Genomic DNA, 20,772 nt, shown 5'->3' with positions numbered 1-20,772 from the left:
AGAGTTGCAGAGCCGAGATGCGAGGACGCTGCGCTCGAGAGCCGAAAAGCGAAAGATCGGTTTCGTGATGCGAGAAGCGTGGAAAAGCTTTTTCTCGCAACACGGAGCGAAGCGTACTCGGCTCTCGTAACCTCTATTTATCTTCCTTACTCGCCGGCAGTACGATACTGAGTACAATCGCAGTGATCCCACCGGCGGCCACGCCATAAGAGAAAATGCTCTTAATAAATTCAGGCATAAATTGCAGAATTTCAGGTTTTTGCGCAATGCCAAGGCCCATAGAAAAAGACAATGCCATGATTAAAATGGCGCGACGATCTAGCTCTACTCGCGAAATAATACGTACCCCAGCAGCAGCAATGGTGCCGAACATCACGATGGTTGCTCCGCCTAATACTGGCTCTGGTATTAACTGCACAAATCCAGCTACCCCCGGAAATAAACCTAAGAGAATCAGCATAGCCGAAATAAAGTAACCGACATATCGACTCGCGACCCCTGTGAGCATAATGATGCCGTTATTTTGGCTAAAGGTAGAGTTTGGAAAGCTGTTGAACACCGCGGCGATAGCGGAGTTTAAACCATCGGCTAATACCCCACCTTTAATGCGTTTTAAGTAGATAGGGCCATCAACCGGCTCTCCTGATACTTCTGAAGTCGCTGTAATATCGCCAATGGCTTCTAATGCCGTAATTAAGAAAATCAGCACTAACGGAATAAATAAAGCCCAATCAAAGCCAAGTCCAAATTGCATTGGGATCGGTAAGGCAATCAAATCACTATCGGGTGTTTTTGATAAATCCAACATCCCCATAAAGTAGGCGGCAATACAGCCAACTAACATCGCAATCACAATAGAAGAGACGCGTAAATAAGGATTTTTGGCGCGGTTAAGTATCACGATAAGGCCAAGTACAATACCGGCTAAAGCCAGATTATCTAAACTGCCAAAGGTATTATTTTCCATCGCACCATAACCGCCACCAATGGAAATCAAACCAATTTGAATTAGGGTTAACCCGATTAAAGTTACGACAATGCCTGAGACTAAAGGGGTAATGATTTTTTGGGCGTATTGCAGGACGCGTGACAGTAAAATTTCTGCGCTTGAAGCGACTAGGATCGTACCAAAAATCGCAGCCATGATGGTTTCAATAGAAGCGCCGCCGGCCTTGAGTGATAAACCTGCGCCGATGATTGGTCCTAAGAAATTAAAGCTAGTGCCTTGAATAGACAGTAATCCTGATCCAATCGGGCCAATGGTTCTGATCTGAATAAATGAACAAATACCGGAGGCAAACAAGGACATACTAATGATGGTGTTGGTTTGCTCTGCGGGTACCCCTAAGGATTGGCAGATAATTAAAGAAGGGGTAATGACGGCCACAAACATCGCTAATAAATGTTGTATTGCTGCAAAAATAGTTTGCGGTAAGGGTGGACGGTCGTTGAGTTGGTAAACCAATTCAGTCGGACGAGGCGTTTGTGGGGCGGTCATAATCTTCCTTTTAGCGTCAATATTGACTAATAGGTCAGTAAATTAGGCGATTATTATAGGAATTTAAACATAAAAAGCAAACGATTGCGCTTGTAAAAATCCGAGATGCGGGGACGCTATGCTCGAGAGCCGAAAAGAAGGGATTAGTGCGAGTGGTGTGTTTCGGGTTGTGTGGAAGGTAAGGGCAAGTGAGCCGAGATGCGGGGACGCTATGCTCGGGAGTCGAAAAGAATGGATTAGTACGAGTGGGGTGTTTCGGATTGTGTGGAAGGTAAGGACAAGTGAGCCGAGATGTGAGGACGCTGCGCTTGAGAGCCGACAATAATGGGTTAGTGCGAGTGGCTTGTTTCGGGGAGTGTTGAAGGTAAGGGCAAGTGAGCCGAGATGTGAGGACGCTGCGCTCGAGAGCCGAAAAGAATGGGTTAGTACGAGGGCTTGTTTCGGGAAGTGTGGAAGGTAAGGGCAAGTGAGCCGAGATGCGGGAACGCTATGCTCGGGAGCCGCAAAGAATGGATTAGTGCGAGTGGTGAGTTTCGGGCCGTGTAGAAGGTAAGGGCAAGTGAGCCGAGATGCGGGGATGCTGCGCTCGAGAGCCGAAAAGAATGGGTTAGTGCGAGTTGTGTGTTTCGGGTTGTGTGGAAGGTAAGGGCAAGTGAGCCGAGATGCGGGGGACGCTGCGCTCGGGAGTCGAAAAGAATGGATTAGTTCGAGTGGTGTGTTTCGGGTCGTGTGGAAGGTAAGGCCAAGTGAGCCGAGATGTGAGGACGCTGCGCTCGGGAGCTGACAAGAAGGGGGGTTAGTAACAATCCGTCATCCTGAATAGTGACGAAGGAGCGTAGTTCAGGATCTCCTTCCGTAATTTCTATTTAACCTTCTTAACCGCGATTCTTTTGCTCTTGCTCTTGCTCTTGCTCTTGCTCGTGACTCGAAGCGAAGCGCCCTCGGCTCTCGCGACACTCTTTTGCTTTATTAGGCTTTCACATAACCGCTTCTATCACCTAACCAACGCTCGATAATAGCTCTCGCATGCTGCGGGTACTGTTGATGAAGATGACGAGCAATGCGTTGTACTTCTGGGATCAAATATTGATCACGCAACAGATCGGCGATCTTAAAGTCTGCCAGACCCGTTTGTTTGGTGCCGAGCACTTCCCCGGGACCACGAATCTCAAGATCTTTTTGGGCAATCACAAAGCCATCATTACTTTCACGCAGTACCCCAAGTCGCTTTTGAGCGGTCTTTGATAACGGCGCGTGATACAGCAACACACAGTGACTGGCCACCGAGCCACGACCTACGCGACCTCGCAATTGGTGTAACTGTGCTAGACCTAAGCGTTCTGGGTTTTCGATGATCATCAAGCTGGCATTAGGCACATCGACGCCCACTTCAATAACCGTGGTGGCGACCAATAAATGCAATTCACCGGATTTAAATTGCTGCATGACTTGCTGTTTTTCGGCGGGCTTCATACGGCCATGTACTAAGCCAATATTGAGTTCAGGCAGTTGCCGTTGCAGTTCTTCGGCGGTATCGGCAGCGGCTTGAGCTTCTAACGCTTCAGATTCATCAATTAAGGTGCATACCCAATAAGCTTGCTTACCTTCTTGAGCGCAAGCGACTCGTACACGTTCAATGATATCTTTGCGGCGAGTATCGGCAATCGCCACGGTTTGAATCGGCGTACGACCGGGTGGTAACTCGTCTATGATTGAAGTTTCCAAATCGGCATAAGCGGTCATCGCTAAAGTGCGAGGAATTGGCGTGGCGGTCATGATCAATTGATGAGGATAAGTGCCTTGTTTTTTGCCTTTTTCACGCAGTTCTAAGCGCTGGTGGACACCAAATCGATGTTGTTCATCAATAATCACTAACGCAAGGTGATGAAATTCAACATGTTCTTGAAACAACGCATGGGTGCCGACCACCATTTTGGCTTCACCTGAGGCAATACGCTCTAATTGGGCTTGTTTCGCTTTACCTGTCAACTTGCCCGCCAGCCAGCCGACAGGGATGCCGAGAGGCTCTAACCATTGAGCAAAATTGAGGGCATGTTGTTCTGCCAACAACTCAGTTGGTGCCATCAAGGCCACTTGATAACCTTGCTCTAAGGCATGAGTGGCGGCTAATACGGCGACTAAGGTTTTACCTGAGCCCACATCACCTTGTACCAAGCGCATCATCGGGTGAGATTGACGTAAATCGGCTTCAATCTCTTGCACGACTCGCGCTTGGGCGTTAGTTGGCGAAAAGGGTAAGCTTGAAAGGAGCTGGTGTTTGAGCGTACCTTGGCAAGGCAGCGGCAATGATGCGTCTTGTTGGCCTTGGCTACGTACATCTAACATGGATAGATTTTGCGCCAACAACTCTTCAATGATCAAGCGACGCTGCGCCGGATGTTTGCCGAGCTCAAACTGTTGCAGATCGATCTCTGGTGACGGGCGATGAATGATATGCAAAGCTTGATTGAGCGTGATTTGATGGTCGTATAAGCCGTTTGGCAGTAATTCACTGACGGCGGCACTGTCTAATAATTCGAGTGCTTGATCGGTTAGATTTTTTAAGGTGTTTTGGCGTAAGCCTTCTGTGGTTGGGTAAATGGGCGTTAAGCTTTGCTCTAAGGGGGGCGTATCTTGACCAGCTAAAAAGTGATAGTCAGGGTGCATAATTTCCAGCCCCATGTTACCTCGTTTGATTTCACCATACGCGTATAATGGACGGCCTTCTGCAAAGCTATTTTTCATACCCGCATTGAAATTAAAAAAGCGTAAAGTGAGGGTGCCATTACCATCGCTCACTTTCACGGTCAGCATTTTCTTGCGACCAAAATGGGTGTCACAACTCATGACTCGGCCTTGGATTGCGACAAATAATCCAGCGTGTAATTTAGCAATAGGATAAATACGCGTACGATCTTCATAGCGCAACGGTAAGTGAAACAGCAGGTCTTGAACCGAATTTAAGCCAATCTTCGCCAGTTTTTCGGCCACTTTGGCACCCACGCCAGACAGCGAGGTAAGAGGAACAGCGGAGAGGAGTTGTGGTTGCATGTTGGTTCTCGGTTTTGGTTTAATGTTCCTGGTTCCTGGTTCCTGGTTCCTGGTTCCTGGTTCCTAGGTATGAGTTGCGAGCAGTGTGGAAAGGCTTTTCTCGCAACACGGAGCAATCTTTTGCTCTTTCTAGAAGCGTAGCGAATCTAGGTACTAGCAACTAGGAACTTCTTTTAATCCCTATACCTAATCCCTTTATTCTTACCATCTGGCATAGTTTTAAAGCGTTTATGCAACCACATCCATTGATCACCACCACGTAAAATAAGCTTCTCAACCATTTTATTAATATAACGGGCCGCTGCCTCTGGGTCGCGATGAGGGAAGTTTTCACTGATATCTTGTTCAATGCGGAAGTCATAATGGAAACCAACACGGAAACAAGAAACCGGTAAGATCGCACATTGGCTGGCATCAACTAAGATACTGGTTCCGGTCGTAGTACAAGCATTAGGTACGGCAAATAACGGCACAAAGGCGGCGTGTTTAGCTCCATAATCGTGATCGGGTAAGTAGAACAGTTTTTTACCTTTGCGGAGTACTTTTAGCATGCCTTTGACATCTTTGCGGTCAACCATGATGTTACCATTACGGGTACGTCCCCAATGCTGAATAAAGTTATAAGCTGGGTTATTGTGTGGACGATAGACGCCATAACCGGGCGAAAATAACGCACAACAGCGAGCGGTCAATTCCACATTAAGGGCATGCACACCACAAATTAAAGTGCCTCGACCTTCTTCTTCAAATTTGGTTAAGCGGTCAACATGGTAGTAACCGACTCGTTTTTTTAAGCGCCAATCTGGCCAAAACCAAGCGATGGCACTTTCAAAAATCGCAAATCCGGTATTTTTGAAGTTTTCTTTTACTACATAATCACGGCGTGTTTGGCTGATCTCTGGAAAACATAAATCTAAGTTCCGCTGCGCCACTTTTACGCGATTTTTCACCACAAACATGGAGAGGTATCCAAGGCCTCTTCCGAGCCAATATAAAACGCGATACGGCAATACGTTCACCAATAAGGCAATAAATCCAAATCCCAACCATACTCCCCAATATTTAGGGTGAAGTAAGCTCATTGAAAATTGTGGTGGGATAAAATTAACGAGAGATTCCTCTTTCTGTGGGGGCGTATTTTTGGTCATCTTTTCTCTCTAAATGTATCAAAGGTTCTAAAATTAAAGGCTAAGTTTGAGCTCGTTTAGTTTGCTGGCAGCTCATTAATGTGATTGAGATAACTTAAACCATTTGTGCTTTTAAGAGCGCCCAGTATTGCTCAAAGTTAGCGGTCGGTTGGTATTTAAAATCTGAACGTACAAAACGGTTCAAACTGCCTTCAACTTGTCCGAGTAATTGGGCGGCTAAAATGGATTCATCAACGGAAAAACTCTTGCCTTCTCGAATTTGGCGCTCGCGTAATATTTGACGTAGCTGGGTTTCAATGCGATCAAATAATTGATTAATTCGGCTACGTAAGCGTTCATTTTCAAACATTAACGCATGGCCTGACATAATACGTGATAGCCCTGGGTTACGCTCAGCAAAGGCTAATAATAATTGTAGAACTAAGCGAATGCGATTCAAGGTGTCTTTTTCTTCCGTTAAAATCCGATTAATACGTGATAACAAGGCATCTTCAATAAACTCGATCAAACCTTCAAACATACGGGCTTTGCTTGGGAAGTGACGATAAAGCGCCGCTTCTGATACTCCGACCTGCTTGGCTAGTTTGGCGGTGGTAATGCGAGAGGCTCCATCGGTGGATTCTAACATTTGCGCTAAAGCTTGGAGAATTTCTTCACGACGATTATGTTTTTTGGGCCCAGCCATGGTTTTTCCTTGTTTGAAGCGTTATCAATAATAGGTTTATTTTATGCTGATTATTGTTTTCAGTTTTGATGTAAATTTGGTTCCTGGTTCCTGGTTCCTGGTTCCTGGTTGCGAGTTACGGGGACGCTGCGCTCGGGAGCCGAAAAAGCGAAAACAATTGGCTCGAGTTCCGTGATGCGAGAAGCGAGGCAAAGCTTTTTCTCGCAACTCGAAGCGAAGCGTTCTCGGCTCTCGCTCCATCTCTTTTCCTAGGAACCAGGGACTAGGAAACTAGGAACGTCTTTATTTTTTCCCTGAGTGCCCAAATCCACCTTCACCACGCTCTGTTGCATCAAAGTCTTCTACGACGTTAAATTCCGCTTGGACAATCGGAACAAAGACCAGTTGTGCAATACGATCGCCCGGTTCAATAGTAAAAGTTTCCTGTCCACGGTTCCAGATGGATACCATCAACGGCCCTTGGTAATCAGAATCAATCAACCCCACTAAATTACCTAATACGATGCCATGCTTATGACCTAAACCCGAGCGAGGCAAAATGGTCGCTGCGAGGCCAGGATCGGCAATATGGATCGCAAGACCGGTTGGAATTAGGTGGGTTTGTCCCGGTTCAATCGATAAGTCTTGATCAAGGCAAGCACGTAAATCTAAGCCCGCTGAGCCTTCGGTTGCATAAGCGGGTAAAGGAAATTGATTACCTATACGGCTATCGAGAATTTTTACGTCAATTTTCTTAGTCATGAATTGGGCTTCTTTCTTTTGTTAGTTAACGATTTGGGATGGATTAATTATTTAGCTATCGATTAATAATTTGGTTATAGCTTGATTATTTTTGATATTGCTCTGCAACGATCAATAACAGTTGTTTAGCTAACTGTTGTTTGCTTGCCGTAGCGAGTGCTTGCTCACCGTCTTGCCAGTATAAATGCAGGGCGTTGTCATTGCTATTAAAGCCTAAACCAGCTACCGAAACATCGTTAGCACAAATCAGATCTAAGTTTTTCTTCGCCAATTTATCACGAGCATAACGTTCCACATCTTGTGTTTCAGCGGCAAAGCCAACGGTAAAAGGGCGTTGTTGAGTTAGTGCTGCAACCGAGGCCACAATATCGGGATTTTTAACCATATTAATTTGCATGTGCTCATTATCCGCCGTTTTTTTGATTTTTTGCTCGGCAATCTGAGCAGGACGATAATCGGCGACGGCAGCGCAACTAATAAAAATGTGATGATGAGGAGCTTGAGCCATTACCACTTGATGCATTTGCTCGGCACTTTCAACGTCTATGCGAGTGACCTGCGTTGGAGTCGCAAGGCTGACAGGGCCACTGATTAAGGTGACATTGGCTCCCAAGTTAGCGGCTGCTTCGGCAATGGCAAATCCCATTTTTCCTGAGCTATGGTTAGAGATGTAGCGAACGGGATCAATGGCTTCGCGAGTTGGGCCGGCAGTAATCGCAACACTAAGCCCTTGTAATGGTTTCGGGCCAAAAAATGCTTCGCAATGGGCCACTAATTCCATGGGTTCAAGCATGCGGCCATAACCGACATCGCCACAAGCTTGTTGACCAGCAGCCGGCCCCCAAATCATCATGCCACGCTCTTTTAAGACTGAAATATTTTCTTGAGTGGCTAGGTTGCTGTACATCTGTTGATTCATTGCAGGGGCAACGGCAACCGGCGCGTCAGATGCTAGAATTAAGGTGCTTAATAAGTCATTACCCATGCCCGCTTTTATCCGAGCGATTAAATCTGCAGTGGCCGGAGCTAAGAGAATTAAATCGGCCCATTTAGCTAACTCAATATGCCCCATCGACGCTTCTGCTGAAGAATCGAGAAGGCTATCAGAAACCGGGTTCCCGGAAACGGCTTGCATGGTGAGAGGGGTGATAAATTCTTTCGCCGCGGGCGTCATGACCACTTGAACTTGTGCGCCACGTTCAATTAAGCGGCGGGTTAAATCGGCACATTTATATGCAGCAATGCCGCCACTTATCCCTAAAAGAATTTTTTTTCCCGTTAAACTTTGTTCAATCACAATAATCTACCTGATGTCTATTGAGAGCTGTTTTTTGGTGGTTTCTGGCTCTATAAGTTATCACAAGTTTATCCAATGGTGATGCCGCAACCTCGATATTCTTATCAAGTTTCCGCTTTAGAGAACAAATACCGAGCTTTCGAGTGAAATAACGCTTTTATTGTAACGTGTTTTTATTCGCTCCATTATTAAGATCTTGAGTTTACTTTTTATTTCTCTTTTTGTGTTCACACCAAAAGCTTGCTGTGATCAGGCTTTTCATTGTTGAGCTCAGATCATGTCCTTAAAACTGCTTCCACAAGAATCACGCCCAAGAGAAAAGTTATTAGCACGTGGTGCACAATCGTTAAGTGATGCGGAATTGTTGGCTATTTTTCTACGCACAGGCTTGCAAGGGATGAATGCCATTGAATTAGCTGATTTTTTATTAAAAGAATTTGGTTCATTAAGGGCGTTGTTATCGGCCAGTCAAAGTCAATTTTGTGCTCATAAAGGATTAGGAAGCGCTAAATTTGCCCAATTACAAGCGGTAGTGGAAATGACTAAGCGTTATCTGGCGGAAACTATAAAACGTGGCGATGCGCTCACTAGCCCGCAACATACTAAACAATATTTAAGTAGCATATTGCGCGACCGCCACCGAGAAGCCTTTTATGTTTTATTTTTAGATAATCAGAATCGAGTGATCAGTGATGAAATCATGTTTGAAGGCACTATTGATGCGGCGTCCGTTTATCCAAGAGAAGTGGTTAAACGTGCGATGCATTTTAATGCCGCAGCGTTAATTTTAGCGCATAACCACCCTTCAGGTATTGCCGAACCGAGTGATGCCGACCGCCGCATTACACGTCGCTTAGTTGATGCTATGAATTTGGTTGATATCCGGATCTTAGATCATTTTGTGATTGGCGATGGTGAGGTGGTGTCGTTTGCAGAGAGGGGGTGGATGTGAGTGCGAAGCTCGTGAAAGAAGAGGGTTCCTGGTCCCTAGTTTCTAGGAAAAGAAAAAGCGTTTAGTTGAGAGTTGCAGTTCAAGGTTGGGCTTGATAAGTGCTGTAGCGATAAACTTGGTTAATAAAGAGATGGAAGATGAACTATAAAAACTTAGAAGTGTGGCGAAAAAGTATGAAGGTGGCGCTTTTGATTCATACTAGCTTTAAAGGTTGTAAAGATTACGGATTTAAAGATCAAATCACACGATCAGCTACTTCTATTCCATCCAATATTGCGGAAGGGGAAGAGCGTGAAACGGTAAAAGAATCTGTTCGTTTTTTATATATAGCAAAGGGATCTGCTGGTGAATTATATACCCAGATATTATTAGCAAAAGAGTTTGGTTATCTTTCAGGAGAGCAATACGAATTATTACAACAGAGTACCTTGCAAGTCAGTCGAATGTTGGCTGGATTAATAAAATCAAGAGTATATACAGTTAAGTAAAGAAGTTGCTTGGTCAAGAATAAGTAAAGAGTTTCAGTGGTTTTTCCTAGGAACTAGGGACCAGGAGCTAGGAACCAATTTCTAAATTGGCCGTTGTAGCAAAATTAGACCTCCTTTTTTCTTGTTAGTCCGCTAAAATCTGATACAATCCGCGCACTAATTTTATAGAACCTAATTCAGCTCTTTAGTTTTTATACAAAAAAGCGTTTAAAAAACTGCTCTGTTCAAAAAAAGATCGCGTTTTTCCTAAAAAGGATCAGTACAGGTCTTGAGCAATGCATATCAAGTTAGTATAATGCGCGACCTTTGATAGCCTTGGTATGGGTTTTTCCATAGCGGTTTTTGCCCCAAGGTGATATCGAGCTGAAACGATTTGGAGAAGACATTCATGTCCCGAGTATGCCAAGTAACTGGTAAGCGTCCTGTAACGGGTAACAACCGTTCACACGCACGAAATGCTACCAAGCGTCGTTTTCTGCCGAACCTACAAACTCACCGTTTTTGGGTAGAGAGCGAAAAACGCTTTGTTAAACTACGTCTAACTGCTAAGGGTATGCGTATTATTGATAAGAAAGGCATCGATGCTGTTCTTGTTGATATCCGTGCTCGTGGCGAGAACGTATAAGAGGAATTGAACAATGGCTAAAGGCATTCGTGAGAAAATCCGTCTAGTATCTTCTGCTGGAACAGGTCACTTCTACACAACTGACAAAAACAAACGTAACATGCCAGGCAAATTTGAGATCAAGAAATTTGATCCAGTAGTTCGCCAGCACGTTATGTATAAAGAAGCTAAAATCAAGTAATTGGTTTTCCTCTTTAGAAATTGAAAACCCAGACTACTTCGGTAGGCTGGGTTTTTTTTGTTTCGAATTAGGGACGAGTAACGGGGACGCTTCACTCGAGAGCCGAAAAGCGGTTTCGCGTCTCGACTGCTTCGCTTGTCGTGGCTAAGGATAAAGCCAAAAGAAATAAAGTCGTCATCCTGAAAAGCGACGAAGGAGTGCAGTTCAGGATCTCCTTCAAGCATTCGAGCCTCAACATGCTGTAGGAGATTCCATATCGTCTTCGCTTAGGTTCACGTGCGAAATGACGATGTGTTGTTTTATTTACTCATTTCAGGGCGAGTGACGGGGACGCTTCGCTCGAGAGCCGAAAAGCGGTTTCGTGTCTCGACTGCTTCGTTTGTCGTGGCTAAGGATAAAGCCAAAAGAAATAAATTCGTCATCCTGAAAAGCGACGAAGGAGTGCAGTTCAGGATCTCCTTCAAGCATTCGAGCCTCAACATGCTGTAGGAGATTCCATATCGTCTTCGCTTAGGTTCACGTGCGAAATGACGATGTGTTGTTTTATTTACTCATTTCAGGGCGAGTGACGGGGACGCTTCGCTCGAGAGCCGAAAAGCAGTTTCGCGTCTTGTAGCATCTTTTCTTTTTCCGCCACTCGAAGCGAAGCGCACTCGAGCCTCGTAGCATCTTTTCTTTTTCCGTCACTCGAAGCGAAGTGCACCCGAGCCTTGCAACATCTTTTTCCAACACCCAGCGTAGCGTCCGAGATTCGACAATGCTCGTCCGAGACACGTATCTATCTATCCCGTATAATCATTTTAATACCTACATACCCAAGGACGACTTATGCCTGAATTACCTGAAGTTGAAGTCAGTAGAATGGGGATCACGCCTCATCTTTTGAATCAAACTATTCAAAAAATTGAAGTACGTCAGCCGCAGTTACGTTGGCTGGTGCCTGATGAGATCCAATTATTACAAGGACAAGTGATTCACGCGATTCGACGCCGAGCGAAATACTTATTGCTAGATACCGATACTGGAACGGCAATTATTCACCTAGGTATGTCTGGTAACTTAAGAGTGTTAGATCACTGGATCGAGCCCAATAAACATGATCATGTTGATCTGGTTTTAGCCAATGGCAAAGTTTTGCGCTATCACGATCCGCGTCGTTTTGGGGCTTGGTTATGGTGTGAAATGGGTACAGAGCATGAGGTGATGGCGCATTTAGGCCCTGAACCTCTGACTGATGATTTTAATCCACAATACTTATTGACCAAAGCGCAGAAGCGCAAAGTGGTGGTTAAACAATTCATTATGGATAATAAAGTGGTGGTTGGGGTAGGAAATATTTATGCCAGCGAGTCGTTATTTGGAGCGAAAATCCACCCCCAAACCTTGGCCAATCAGTTAACTCTCGAGCAATTAACTTTATTGGTCAATGAAATTAAAAAAGTTTTAGCACGCGCGATCACTCAAGGTGGAACCACACTCAAAGATTTTAATCAGGCCGATGGTAAGCCAGGCTATTTCGCTCAAGAACTACAGGTGTATGGCAAGGCTGGAAAACCGTGTCCACGTTGCGGTGGAGTCATCTTGGAGGCGAAGATTGGTCAAAGGAATAGTTTTTATTGTGATGGTTGCCAAACATAAAGGGTTGCTAGATCTTAATAGTTCCTAGTTCCTAGTTCCTAGTTCCTAGTTCCTAGTTCCTAGTTCCTAGTTCCTAGTTCCTAGGGATGAGGGGGTGAACCGAAAAGATTAGGATAGGATTGTTAGTTTTGCGTTATGGGGCGAATGTAACACGAACACTAAAAAATAGTCGTTATCCTGAATAGCGACGTAGGAGCGTAGTTCAGGATCTCCTTACGAGATTGAACCATCTATTTGTTATTGTGTGTGAAAACGAAGCGCTCGCTGTTTGCTTTCCTAGGAACCAGAAACTAGGAACTAGGGACTTTCTCTTTCATCTTTTCAACCACATACGGATGTAAGAATTGATCCACTTCACCACCATGAATAGCCACTTCACGCACGATTGTTGAAGACAAGAAGGCAAATTCTTCTGTAGGGGTTAAGAAGACACTTTCTAACTCAGGCATCAGTTTGCGATACATGCTGGTAAGACCAAATTCATATTCGTAATCGACGGTAGTGCGTAAGCCGCGAATTAAAATATGAGTTTGCTGTTGTTTGGCAAAGTCGACTAATAACCCTGAAAAGCCCAGTACCGTTACATTGGGAAGGCCTTTGGTCACTTCTCTGACCATGTCGACACGCTCTTGTAAGGTAAACATGGTTTTCTTACTTGGGCTTTCGGCCACTGCTACCACAACACTGTCAAACAAACGAGCACTGCGTTTAATCAAGTCAAAATGACCATTGGTAATGGGATCAAAAGTGCCAGGATAAATGGCGGGTGTAGGTAAAGCGCTGTCATGTGTAGGTGTTGTCATAGGGAATTACTCATTACTTTGGTGTAAATATCTTTGTAGAGAGTAGCTGTATAAGCAATATCAAATTGTTTCAGCTTTTCTTTAGCACCTGTTTTTATATTATGACGTAAAATCTTATCACGTTCTAATTGGTCGATTTGTTGGGCCAGTTGTTTGGCATTACCGGGTTCACATAATAAACCAGAGACTTCGTGTTCAATAATATCGGGAATGCCTCCTGCATTACTTCCTATAACAGGAAGCCCGGCGACAATACCTTCAAGAATGACCGAACCTAAACCTTCACTATAAGAGGGGTGGATCAATAAATCTGCGGCTGCAAACATTGAGCCCATATCACTTTGCTTACCCATAAATCGGATATTGGTGAGACCTCTTGCATCATGTTCTAGCGTGTTTCTTTCTGGGCCATCACCTAGCAATAAAAAGGCAATTCTAGGATTACTAATACCTAATATTTTTGCCGCGGCTACTGTGGTATCAAAGCCTTTGTGTTTCAACATATTAGCGGCATGAATCACAATGAATTTACCACGAAATTCATTGTGGATTTTCTCAACTTTATGTTCATCAACGGGGTAGCTTACCGGAGAGCTTGGGATCTTAAATATTTTGTTTGAAGGGTGTCGTTCTTCAAGTTTTGAGACAATTTCTCGACTTAAGCCGACTAAAGCTGCTGCTTTTCGATAAGCGAGATTTGATAGCCATTTATTTTTTAGTGGGTTATCAATTCGTCGCGTCACGATATATGGAATGCCATACAAAAGGTGTTGAATGAGAGCCCAATAGATCGCTCGTCCTTCATGGACATGAATCAGCGCACAATTTTGTGTGATTTTTTTGCTGTGCATGGCAGTAAAATGTTTAGCAAGAATAATATTACAGCCAAGTTTACGGACTTCGTCTACTAATGCACTTTTAGGGTTCATGACGACAGTGAGTTGATAGCCTTCGCTGACTTGTTGTTTTATCAGTTGTAGAGTTTGTCTTTCACCGCCACTGAATCCAGAGGCAAGGTTAACATGGCAAATATTCATCGATTATGGGCATAAAGTTAAGTTGAAAATAGGAAACTAGTATTTCAAAACAATGAGGGTAAAGCTATCAGTATTAATGGATTTTTAGTTTAAGGGGTGTTGCAGGTAGTCATTAGCGGTCGGCTGGCATAAAATTAGGCTATTAGAATGAATAGGTAATGTGTATATGAAATATTTAGTGACAGGAGCGGCAGGCTTTATTGGATCTGCGGTGGTCGAGCGTTTATGCCAAGCGGGTCATCAAGTAGTTGGGATTGATAATTTAAATGACTACTACTCTGTAGAGCTAAAACACGCTCGTTTACAGCGCGCTAGTCATGACAACTTTACCTTTATCGAATTAGATTTAGCAGATAGAGAAGGCGTGGCGGCTTTATTTGCTGAGCAAGGTTTCCAGCGGGTGATTCACCTAGCTGCACAGGCAGGCGTTCGTTATTCCATCGATAACCCAATGGCGTATGCTGACAGCAACTTAGTGGGGCACTTAACTATTTTAGAAGGCTGTCGTCATCATCATATTGAGCATTTGGTGTATGCCTCTTCTAGCTCAGTATACGGTTTGAATCAAAAGATGCCGTTTGATACCGCGGATAGTGTTGATCATCCTATTTCTCTTTATGCCGCAACGAAGAAATCCAATGAATTAATGGCGCACACTTACTCTCATTTATATGGTGTGCCAACAACCGGTTTGCGCTTCTTTACGGTGTATGGTCCATGGGGACGCCCGGACATGGCACTGTTTAAATTCACCAAAGCGATGGTCGAAGGGCAGCAAATCGATGTTTACAACAATGGTAATATGCAGCGTGACTTTACTTATATTGATGACATTGTTGAAGGTGTGATCCGTATTCAAGATGTTATCCCACAAAAAAATACACAGTGGGCGGTAGAAACCGGTTCACCAGCAACCAGTTCAGCCCCTTACAAGATCTACAATATTGGTAATGGTAACCCTGTTAAATTGATGGAATTTATTGAAGCTTTGGAAGATTCACTTGGTGTAGAAGCGAACAAAAACTTTATGCCAATGCAGCCCGGGGATGTGTATGCCACATACGCGGATACACAAGACTTGTTTGATGTGACAGGTTATAAGCCATCGATGTCAGTCAAACAAGGCGTTGCGAATTTTGTGAAATGGTATCGAGAGTTTTATAAAGTTTGAGTGCACGCCAATCATGCGCAGATAATTAGTACAATTGGTATAACAGCTAGAATAAATTCAGGGGCCAAATGCGGCCCCTTTATGATCGGTGAATTAAGGCCGGCTATTATTTTTTAGATTTTTGATAATCTCTAAGCCATAAATCTGCATAGCGGGTGAAAGTAGTATTCGCACTTAATATAGCCAGTAGTAAGCCGTGACGACCATCTAAAAAACCGAGCTTAATAAAATACATTTTAATAAAGCGGAAAAAAGCATGGGAGATTGCTGAAAACAGAGAGCTTTTCTTTTTTCCTTCACGTTGATCGGCCCAAGATTTCATATATAAAGAGGTTTTACGAGTATATTGGCTTAATTCATCAAAGGTATTATGCAATAACTTACCTTTAAGGGCGATCACTTGGTACGAGCTTGGTACTACAACACTTTCATGCACGAGCGCTTCATTATATTGGGTATCTGTAGTTTTATATAAGCGAGTCACCCAATCTGGAGACCAACCAGAATATTTGATTTTCTTTCCAAAAGCGGTACTTAAGCGATCAACTTTATAAACGCAGTTTGGTTTATTCTCTTTGATAACCTGTTGGATATGTTGCTTTAATTCAGTGGTGACTTGTTCATCGGCATCAAGCCACAAAATATAATCACTTTCTACGTAGCCTTGAGCGAGTTGACGTTGAGGTCCAAAGCCTGGCCATTGCAGATTGACATAAAATTTGTCTGTATATTGTCGGGCAATCTCTTCGGTTTGATCGGTACTGCCTGAATCGAGGATGACAATTTCATCAACCCAATCTTTAACGGTATCTAAGCAAGCGGCTAAATGTTTTTCTTCATTTTTGACAATTAATGCGACGGCAAGTGTTGGAGCACTCATAAAACATCAACCTTTATTTATAGTAGTAAGAATATCAAATTGCTCGATGACATCATCTAAAGTGATCTGATTCATCAGTTCAGCCCCTTTCACGCGAGTTCCCCAAGGTAATTCAGAACTGGACTTTCCATATTGTTGCTGGAGGCATTGTTCATAAACACTCACCGTTGTGTTGAGGCTTAAATAAGGGCCAGTACGTTTAGGGTTACTGTGGGCATACAAACCAATCACCGGAGTTCCTTGAGTTGTTGCCATGTGGGCTGGGCCTGAATCGGGAGCGAGAACCACGTCAGCTCGCTGTAACAGAGCCAGTAATTGCTTGAGCGAAGTTTGCCCTATAAGGTTCGTGACGGGGTGCGTCATCCGTTGGCTAATCTGTTGGCCAAGTTGGATTTCCCGTTCACTTGGTGAGCCACATAAGATGACTTGATAACCTTGTTCACTGGCATGATCAGCAACCTGAGCATAACGTTCAGTCACCCAGTTCCTTTCATCTTTACTTGCGGCAGGGCTGATCACGAGCACGTTTTGTTGCAGTGGAATACGTTGATTGACCCAATCAAGATCAGAGGGTGCGATGGGCATCGTCCATTTGGGAGATTGCTTCGGTACCCCGAGGTATTCAACAAACGATAAAAAGCTATCTAAAACATGCTGAGAGTTAACGTCATTAATTTTTTTATTGGTAAATAACCACTGGCCTTCTTTGGCGCGCTGTTTATTAAATCCAACTTTGTAGGTAGCTTTGATTCCGACAGTGAGAAGGCTCGCACGTAAAGCGAGTTGCATATGGATAAGCGCATCAAAACGGCGGCCTTTGAGTTGCTGCCATACTGCTTTCATTCCCGCATAACCGGCTTTTTTATCGAAAATAATCAACTCAACGCCTTCTAAGCCATTAAGAAGTTGGGCTTCTACTTTTCCGATGATCCAAGTGATTTTAGTCTCTGGCCAGTGACGCTGCACAGCTTGTACCGCAGCAACTGCATGGCACACATCACCAATGGCGGATAAACGTAAAAAACACAAAGATTTAGGTGGAGAATGAAATAATGGCATAGCGTCACTATGGGGAGTCAAAGTTACTGTGATTATAGGGGATTGAGGGAATAGAAAAAAGTGCATTGCTTCTATTTACCTGAGTGGTTTGTTGTATTGTGTGATTGGAATAGATTTGAGGTCTCAATTAAAATCTCTCACGAGACACGAGACACGAGACACGAGACACGAGACACGAGACACGAGACACGAGACACGAGACACGAGACACGGTATTCTATCGCTATGAAAACACTCACATCACATAAACAAGTTATCTGGTTTGATGACACCTTGATTGATGAATCGACCGTTAAGCACGCTTTTGAGCCTGAGTTTTGGCATGCTCAAAATAAAGTTCTGGGCTCTGCACAAGGTCGAGGAACGACCTGGTTCGTACAAACCGATAATTTACCGGCCGCTCTACGTCATTATCATCGTGGTGGCTTATTTGGAAAGCTGGTGAAAGATCATTATTGGTTTAGCCAATGGCATCAAACCCGTAGTTGTGAAGAGTTTCAGTTATTGCAACACTTAGTCAAAGCGGGCGTTAATGTGCCTCAGCCAATCGCAGCACGAGCCGTAAAACGCACCGTGTGTTATCAAGCGGATATTTTGACGCAAAAAATTGAAGGTGCAGAAGACCTTGTTGGGATTTTGCAAAAACACTCATTGCAACGAGAAATCTATGTATTGATTGGCGAGCAAATTCGTCAGTTGCATCAAGCAAACGTCAATCATACCGACCTCAATATCCATAACATACTACTCGATAAACACAATAAAGTTTGGATCATTGATTTTGATAAGTGTCATATTGAACCCGAGCTAGGCGAAACCAATTTAGCGGTTTGGCAAAAATCTAATTTAGATCGCTTATTACGCTCTTTTCAGAAAGAATTAACTAAGAGACACATTCACTGGGCAGAGCAAGATTGGGCGGCTTTAGAAATGGGTTACCATAAATAATTTATAATTAGGACTTCTTTTGAATATCATTATTCCTACTACCCCTTTGACATTTAAGCAAAAACTACATAGTCATGGTTGGTTTATCCTATTTAACGCTATTTTATCCATAGGTATCGCATTACGCTATTTTGCTTATCTTCCGGCCTTTCCTAATGATGGATTAAGCTTAAGTTTTATTATCACTGGGCTTTGGAGCCAAATGGCCTTATTAGCGGCTGTTGTAGGGTTAATTACGATACCCTTGCTATTACTCCCTTCAACTTTACGTCGGCTTTCTATTGCAGTTATTGCATCATTAGCGCTGTGTATATTGATTATCGATACTTTTGTGTTTGCGCAGTATCGTTTTCATATGAACGCTGTGGTGATTGAGCTGGTCTTATCTGGTGATGTAGTGAATTTTCCAATCATTACTTGGTTGATGACGTTTGTTGCCATAGCTTTGTTAGTAGCCATTGAGTTTTGGTTTCTGATTACATTAGAACGTAAACCTGTTTTTATGACCAAACGCTTAGGGCGTAAATTTACTTACCTAACGATCATTATGGCTTTGGTGTGTAATGGCTTACATATTTGGGCGGCGGCGAATGCTTATCAGCCCATCAGTATCGTTAAACAATATCTACCTCTATTTCAGCCTGCGACGGCCAATAGTTTTATGAGAAAGCAAGGGTGGATCAATGAAGAAGCTATCGCGCAACAAAAGTCGATGGCATTAAAAGGAAATAGTAATCTGAACTATCCTTTGTCAGCGTTACAAACTCAGCCAATTGAAAAGCCTGTCAATATTATGTTTTTGGTCGTAGATTCATGGCGTTTAGATACTTTTACCGCGGATAACTCTCCGAATTTATGGCAATTAGCTCAACAAGGCGAACGATTTGAACGGCATGTTTCAACAGGTAATGCCACGAGAACTGGTATTTTCGGTATATTTTATGGACTACCGGGAACGTATTGGCACAGCTTCTTAGCAAACCACAAGTCACCAGTTTTTATGGACCGTTTACAACAGATGGACTATCAGCTCGGTTTATTTGCTTCAGCTAAATTGACCTCACCAGAGTTTGATCAGACGGTCTTTGCTAATGTTAAGAACTTGAGAATTCGTTCAGAAGGAAAAACATCGCCAGAACGAGATATTAATCTGACGCAAGATTGGAAAGATTGGTACGACAAACGTGATCCATCTAAACCTGTATTTTCATTCTTATTTTATGATTCACCGCACGCTTATGATTTTCCGGAAGATTATCCGCATCAATACACACCAATGTTAAAGACGGTCAATTATTTAGATTTGAACAATGAAACAGACGTTCAACCTTTTATGAATCGCTATAAAACAAGCGTACATTTCACTGATAGCTTGGCAAAGCAAGTGATTGATAAATTAAAAGCAACGGGTGATTTTGATAATACAGTGATCATTATTACTGGCGATCATGCTCAAGAGCTAAATGATAACAAGTTAAATTATTGGGGGCACAACAGTAACTTTACTCCTGCTCAAACTCAGGTGCCGTTTGTGATTGTCGGGCCGAAAGTGCCTAAACACCTAGGTAAAGAGTGGGGAGATAGATTTACAAGCCATGAAGATATTGTGCCAACATTAATGCACAATTATTTAGGTGTACAAAATCCTATTGATGAGTATTCAACAGGGGTCGATTTATTTGCGCCAGTGGAGGAACGTCCATGGGGGCTCATTTCAAGCTACAGTGGTTATGGTATCGTTTCAAAAGATTCTATTTTAGAAGTTGGAGCGACTGGGCAGTCTCATTTTATGGATACGACCAATCATCCAAAAGTAGGCTCACCTAACTATCAGTATGTTCAACAAGCTTTAGAGCAAATTAGTCGATTTAGGAAGTAGAAATGCATCTAAATTTGTTAGATAAAATAGTCTTGAATTATTGTGGTAAATACATAGCTAAGAAATTTGTCGGTCAACGTATATTTCAACCACATAAAGGCATTGTTTTTTTGATTTATAAAGCGATTTCTAGCAAAGAAAAGATGAATTTAGCAAAAAGGTATATAAGTGAAAGGTTTTTCTTCTTCTCTGTCGGTAAGCATAGCAAAGGATATGAACAGTTTTGGAGAGTCGACAACAATGGTAAGCGGTTATTAGCCAAAGTCGGTTCTTTCTGTTCTTTTGCTCCTAATATTACGGTGGTGGCTGGAAATCATCCTATTCATTTTAAATCTACACATGCCTTTTTATATAGGAAAAATGATGGTTTTATCTCTTCAAATATGGATATTTCCCAATTTTGTAATAATGATAAAGTAAATATTGGTAGTGATGTGTGGATAGGCGCAAATGTGACTATTTTACCTGGAGCTCATATTGCTCATGGTGCAGTGGTAGCCGCAGGCTCTGTAGTTAATAAGAATGTGCCACCTTATGCTATTGTGGCCGGTGTTCCAGCGAAGATTATCAAATATCGTTTTTCTCCTGAAACTATTGAATTCTTACTACAAGAAAAGTGGTGGGAGTGGGAAGATGAAAAAATAAAACAACAGTTGCCTAAAATGTATAATGAATCTGATTGGTTTTGATT

General features: G+C 43.2%; 19 protein-coding genes. 9 read left to right on the top strand and 10 right to left on the bottom strand.

Going from position 1 to position 20,772, the window contains the following annotated elements; all coding sequences use genetic code 11:
* Positions 1 to 133: 133 nt before the first annotated feature.
* The 6 genes from VCA1004_RS10405 to coaBC form a co-directional block, all read right to left on the bottom strand.
* Entirely contained in the window at positions 134 to 1,498 is a 1,365-nt protein-coding gene (locus tag VCA1004_RS10405) for a uracil-xanthine permease family protein (protein ID WP_164520853.1), read from the bottom strand.
* 969 nt (positions 1,499 to 2,467) lie between these two features.
* Entirely contained in the window at positions 2,468 to 4,549 is a 2,082-nt protein-coding gene (gene recG / locus VCA1004_RS10400) for an ATP-dependent DNA helicase RecG (protein WP_086981693.1), read from the bottom strand.
* A gap of 173 nt (positions 4,550 to 4,722) precedes the next feature.
* Positions 4,723 to 5,697: an LpxL/LpxP family Kdo(2)-lipid IV(A) lauroyl/palmitoleoyl acyltransferase gene (gene lpxL, locus VCA1004_RS10395; RefSeq protein WP_086981692.1), complete on the bottom strand. Its 975-nt coding sequence runs from the start codon at positions 5,695 to 5,697 to the stop codon at positions 4,723 to 4,725.
* 94 nt (positions 5,698 to 5,791) lie between these two features.
* A complete protein-coding gene (gene slmA / locus VCA1004_RS10390) occupies positions 5,792 to 6,382 on the bottom strand; it encodes a nucleoid occlusion factor SlmA (RefSeq protein ID WP_086981691.1) in 591 nt (196 codons plus the stop codon).
* A 282-nt stretch (positions 6,383 to 6,664) separates the two neighbouring features.
* Positions 6,665 to 7,123 carry a dUTP diphosphatase gene (gene dut / locus VCA1004_RS10385; RefSeq protein ID WP_086981690.1) on the bottom strand — a complete coding sequence of 153 codons (459 nt, stop codon included), beginning with the start codon at positions 7,121 to 7,123 and terminating at the stop codon, positions 6,665 to 6,667.
* Between the two features lie 85 nt (positions 7,124 to 7,208).
* A complete protein-coding gene (coaBC, locus tag VCA1004_RS10380) occupies positions 7,209 to 8,420 on the bottom strand; it encodes a bifunctional phosphopantothenoylcysteine decarboxylase/phosphopantothenate--cysteine ligase CoaBC (protein WP_179949567.1) in 1,212 nt (403 codons plus the stop codon).
* A 277-nt stretch (positions 8,421 to 8,697) separates the two neighbouring features.
* Here coaBC and radC point away from each other — a divergent pair, with 277 nt between their 5' ends.
* The 5 genes from radC (at position 8,698) to mutM (ending at position 12,304) form a co-directional block, all read left to right on the top strand.
* Positions 8,698 to 9,372, top strand: a complete 675-nt coding sequence (gene radC, locus VCA1004_RS10375; protein WP_086981689.1) for a RadC family protein — start codon at positions 8,698 to 8,700, stop codon at positions 9,370 to 9,372.
* Between the two features lie 137 nt (positions 9,373 to 9,509).
* Positions 9,510 to 9,860, top strand: a complete 351-nt coding sequence (locus VCA1004_RS10370) for a four helix bundle protein (protein ID WP_086981688.1) — start codon at positions 9,510 to 9,512, stop codon at positions 9,858 to 9,860.
* Positions 9,861 to 10,248: 388 nt separating this feature from the next.
* Positions 10,249 to 10,485, top strand: coding sequence for a 50S ribosomal protein L28 (rpmB, locus tag VCA1004_RS10365; RefSeq protein ID WP_004728407.1), 237 nt, complete (start codon positions 10,249 to 10,251; stop codon positions 10,483 to 10,485).
* 13 nt (positions 10,486 to 10,498) lie between these two features.
* Complete coding sequence (rpmG, locus tag VCA1004_RS10360) at positions 10,499 to 10,666, top strand: 50S ribosomal protein L33 (protein WP_002535344.1); 168 nt, start codon at positions 10,499 to 10,501, stop codon at positions 10,664 to 10,666.
* 828 nt (positions 10,667 to 11,494) lie between these two features.
* Positions 11,495 to 12,304, top strand: coding sequence for a bifunctional DNA-formamidopyrimidine glycosylase/DNA-(apurinic or apyrimidinic site) lyase (gene mutM / locus VCA1004_RS10355; RefSeq protein WP_086981687.1), 810 nt, complete (start codon positions 11,495 to 11,497; stop codon positions 12,302 to 12,304).
* A gap of 290 nt (positions 12,305 to 12,594) precedes the next feature.
* Here mutM and coaD read toward each other — a convergent pair whose 3' ends face one another.
* Both coaD and VCA1004_RS10345 read right to left on the bottom strand, forming a co-directional pair.
* The gene (gene coaD / locus VCA1004_RS10350; RefSeq protein ID WP_086981686.1) at positions 12,595 to 13,107 is read right to left on the bottom strand and encodes a pantetheine-phosphate adenylyltransferase; all 513 of its coding nucleotides are present in this window, start codon (positions 13,105 to 13,107) and stop codon (positions 12,595 to 12,597) included.
* Positions 13,104 to 14,144: a glycosyltransferase family 4 protein gene (locus tag VCA1004_RS10345; RefSeq protein WP_086981685.1), complete on the bottom strand. Its 1,041-nt coding sequence runs from the start codon at positions 14,142 to 14,144 to the stop codon at positions 13,104 to 13,106. Before VCA1004_RS10345 ends, coaD begins: the two co-directional genes overlap by 4 nt.
* Before the next feature lie 166 nt (positions 14,145 to 14,310).
* On the opposite strand from VCA1004_RS10345, the gene VCA1004_RS10340 reads away from it, so the two are divergent.
* Positions 14,311 to 15,315 carry an NAD-dependent epimerase gene (locus VCA1004_RS10340; RefSeq protein WP_086981684.1) on the top strand — a complete coding sequence of 335 codons (1,005 nt, stop codon included), beginning with the start codon at positions 14,311 to 14,313 and terminating at the stop codon, positions 15,313 to 15,315.
* Positions 15,316 to 15,421: 106 nt separating this feature from the next.
* Here VCA1004_RS10340 and VCA1004_RS10335 read toward each other — a convergent pair whose 3' ends face one another.
* Both VCA1004_RS10335 and VCA1004_RS10330 read right to left on the bottom strand, forming a co-directional pair.
* Complete coding sequence (locus VCA1004_RS10335) at positions 15,422 to 16,195, bottom strand: glycosyltransferase family 2 protein (protein ID WP_086981683.1); 774 nt, start codon at positions 16,193 to 16,195, stop codon at positions 15,422 to 15,424.
* Positions 16,196 to 16,201: 6 nt separating this feature from the next.
* Positions 16,202 to 17,254: a glycosyltransferase family 9 protein gene (locus VCA1004_RS10330; protein ID WP_086981682.1), complete on the bottom strand. Its 1,053-nt coding sequence runs from the start codon at positions 17,252 to 17,254 to the stop codon at positions 16,202 to 16,204.
* A gap of 225 nt (positions 17,255 to 17,479) precedes the next feature.
* Here VCA1004_RS10330 and VCA1004_RS10325 point away from each other — a divergent pair, with 225 nt between their 5' ends.
* From VCA1004_RS10325 to VCA1004_RS10315, 3 genes are read left to right on the top strand one after another with little or no spacing between them, the layout of a single operon-like run.
* The gene (locus VCA1004_RS10325; RefSeq protein WP_086981681.1) at positions 17,480 to 18,202 is read left to right on the top strand and encodes a 3-deoxy-D-manno-octulosonic acid kinase; all 723 of its coding nucleotides are present in this window, start codon (positions 17,480 to 17,482) and stop codon (positions 18,200 to 18,202) included.
* Between the two features lie 46 nt (positions 18,203 to 18,248).
* Positions 18,249 to 20,081 (top strand): DUF3413 domain-containing protein, encoded by a 1,833-nt coding sequence (locus VCA1004_RS10320; protein WP_086984571.1) that lies wholly within the window; start codon positions 18,249 to 18,251, stop codon positions 20,079 to 20,081.
* A gap of 2 nt (positions 20,082 to 20,083) precedes the next feature.
* Positions 20,084 to 20,770 (top strand): CatB-related O-acetyltransferase, encoded by a 687-nt coding sequence (locus VCA1004_RS10315; RefSeq protein ID WP_086981680.1) that lies wholly within the window; start codon positions 20,084 to 20,086, stop codon positions 20,768 to 20,770.
* Positions 20,771 to 20,772: the final 2 nt, after the last annotated feature.

The organism is Vibrio aphrogenes (assembly GCF_002157735.2).
GTDB classification, from domain to species: Bacteria; Pseudomonadota; Gammaproteobacteria; order Enterobacterales; family Vibrionaceae; genus Vibrio; species Vibrio aphrogenes.
Note: the sequence above shows the minus strand (reverse complement) of the source record. Positions and strands in the feature narration are given on the sequence as shown.

What these genes read in the sequence shown, in the direction of transcription:
- VCA1004_RS10405 (WP_164520853.1), bottom strand. Translation starts at nt 1,498, where the DNA reads ATGACCGCCCCACAAACGCCTCGTCCGACTGAATTGGTTTACCAACTC.
- recG (WP_086981693.1), bottom strand. Translation starts at nt 4,549, where the DNA reads ATGCAACCACAACTCCTCTCCGCTGTTCCTCTTACCTCGCTGTCTGGC.
- lpxL (WP_086981692.1), bottom strand. Translation starts at nt 5,697, where the DNA reads ATGACCAAAAATACGCCCCCACAGAAAGAGGAATCTCTCGTTAATTTT.
- slmA (WP_086981691.1), bottom strand. Translation starts at nt 6,382, where the DNA reads ATGGCTGGGCCCAAAAAACATAATCGTCGTGAAGAAATTCTCCAAGCT.
- dut (WP_086981690.1), bottom strand. Translation starts at nt 7,123, where the DNA reads ATGACTAAGAAAATTGACGTAAAAATTCTCGATAGCCGTATAGGTAAT.
- radC (WP_086981689.1), top strand. Translation starts at nt 8,698, where the DNA reads ATGTCCTTAAAACTGCTTCCACAAGAATCACGCCCAAGAGAAAAGTTA.
- VCA1004_RS10370 (WP_086981688.1), top strand. Translation starts at nt 9,510, where the DNA reads ATGAACTATAAAAACTTAGAAGTGTGGCGAAAAAGTATGAAGGTGGCG.
- rpmB (WP_004728407.1), top strand. Translation starts at nt 10,249, where the DNA reads ATGTCCCGAGTATGCCAAGTAACTGGTAAGCGTCCTGTAACGGGTAAC.
- rpmG (WP_002535344.1), top strand. Translation starts at nt 10,499, where the DNA reads ATGGCTAAAGGCATTCGTGAGAAAATCCGTCTAGTATCTTCTGCTGGA.
- mutM (WP_086981687.1), top strand. Translation starts at nt 11,495, where the DNA reads ATGCCTGAATTACCTGAAGTTGAAGTCAGTAGAATGGGGATCACGCCT.
- coaD (WP_086981686.1), bottom strand. Translation starts at nt 13,107, where the DNA reads ATGACAACACCTACACATGACAGCGCTTTACCTACACCCGCCATTTAT.
- VCA1004_RS10345 (WP_086981685.1), bottom strand. Translation starts at nt 14,144, where the DNA reads ATGAATATTTGCCATGTTAACCTTGCCTCTGGATTCAGTGGCGGTGAA.
- VCA1004_RS10340 (WP_086981684.1), top strand. Translation starts at nt 14,311, where the DNA reads ATGAAATATTTAGTGACAGGAGCGGCAGGCTTTATTGGATCTGCGGTG.
- VCA1004_RS10335 (WP_086981683.1), bottom strand. Translation starts at nt 16,195, where the DNA reads ATGAGTGCTCCAACACTTGCCGTCGCATTAATTGTCAAAAATGAAGAA.
- VCA1004_RS10330 (WP_086981682.1), bottom strand. Translation starts at nt 17,254, where the DNA reads ATGCCATTATTTCATTCTCCACCTAAATCTTTGTGTTTTTTACGTTTA.
- VCA1004_RS10325 (WP_086981681.1), top strand. Translation starts at nt 17,480, where the DNA reads ATGAAAACACTCACATCACATAAACAAGTTATCTGGTTTGATGACACC.
- VCA1004_RS10315 (WP_086981680.1), top strand. Translation starts at nt 20,084, where the DNA reads ATGCATCTAAATTTGTTAGATAAAATAGTCTTGAATTATTGTGGTAAA.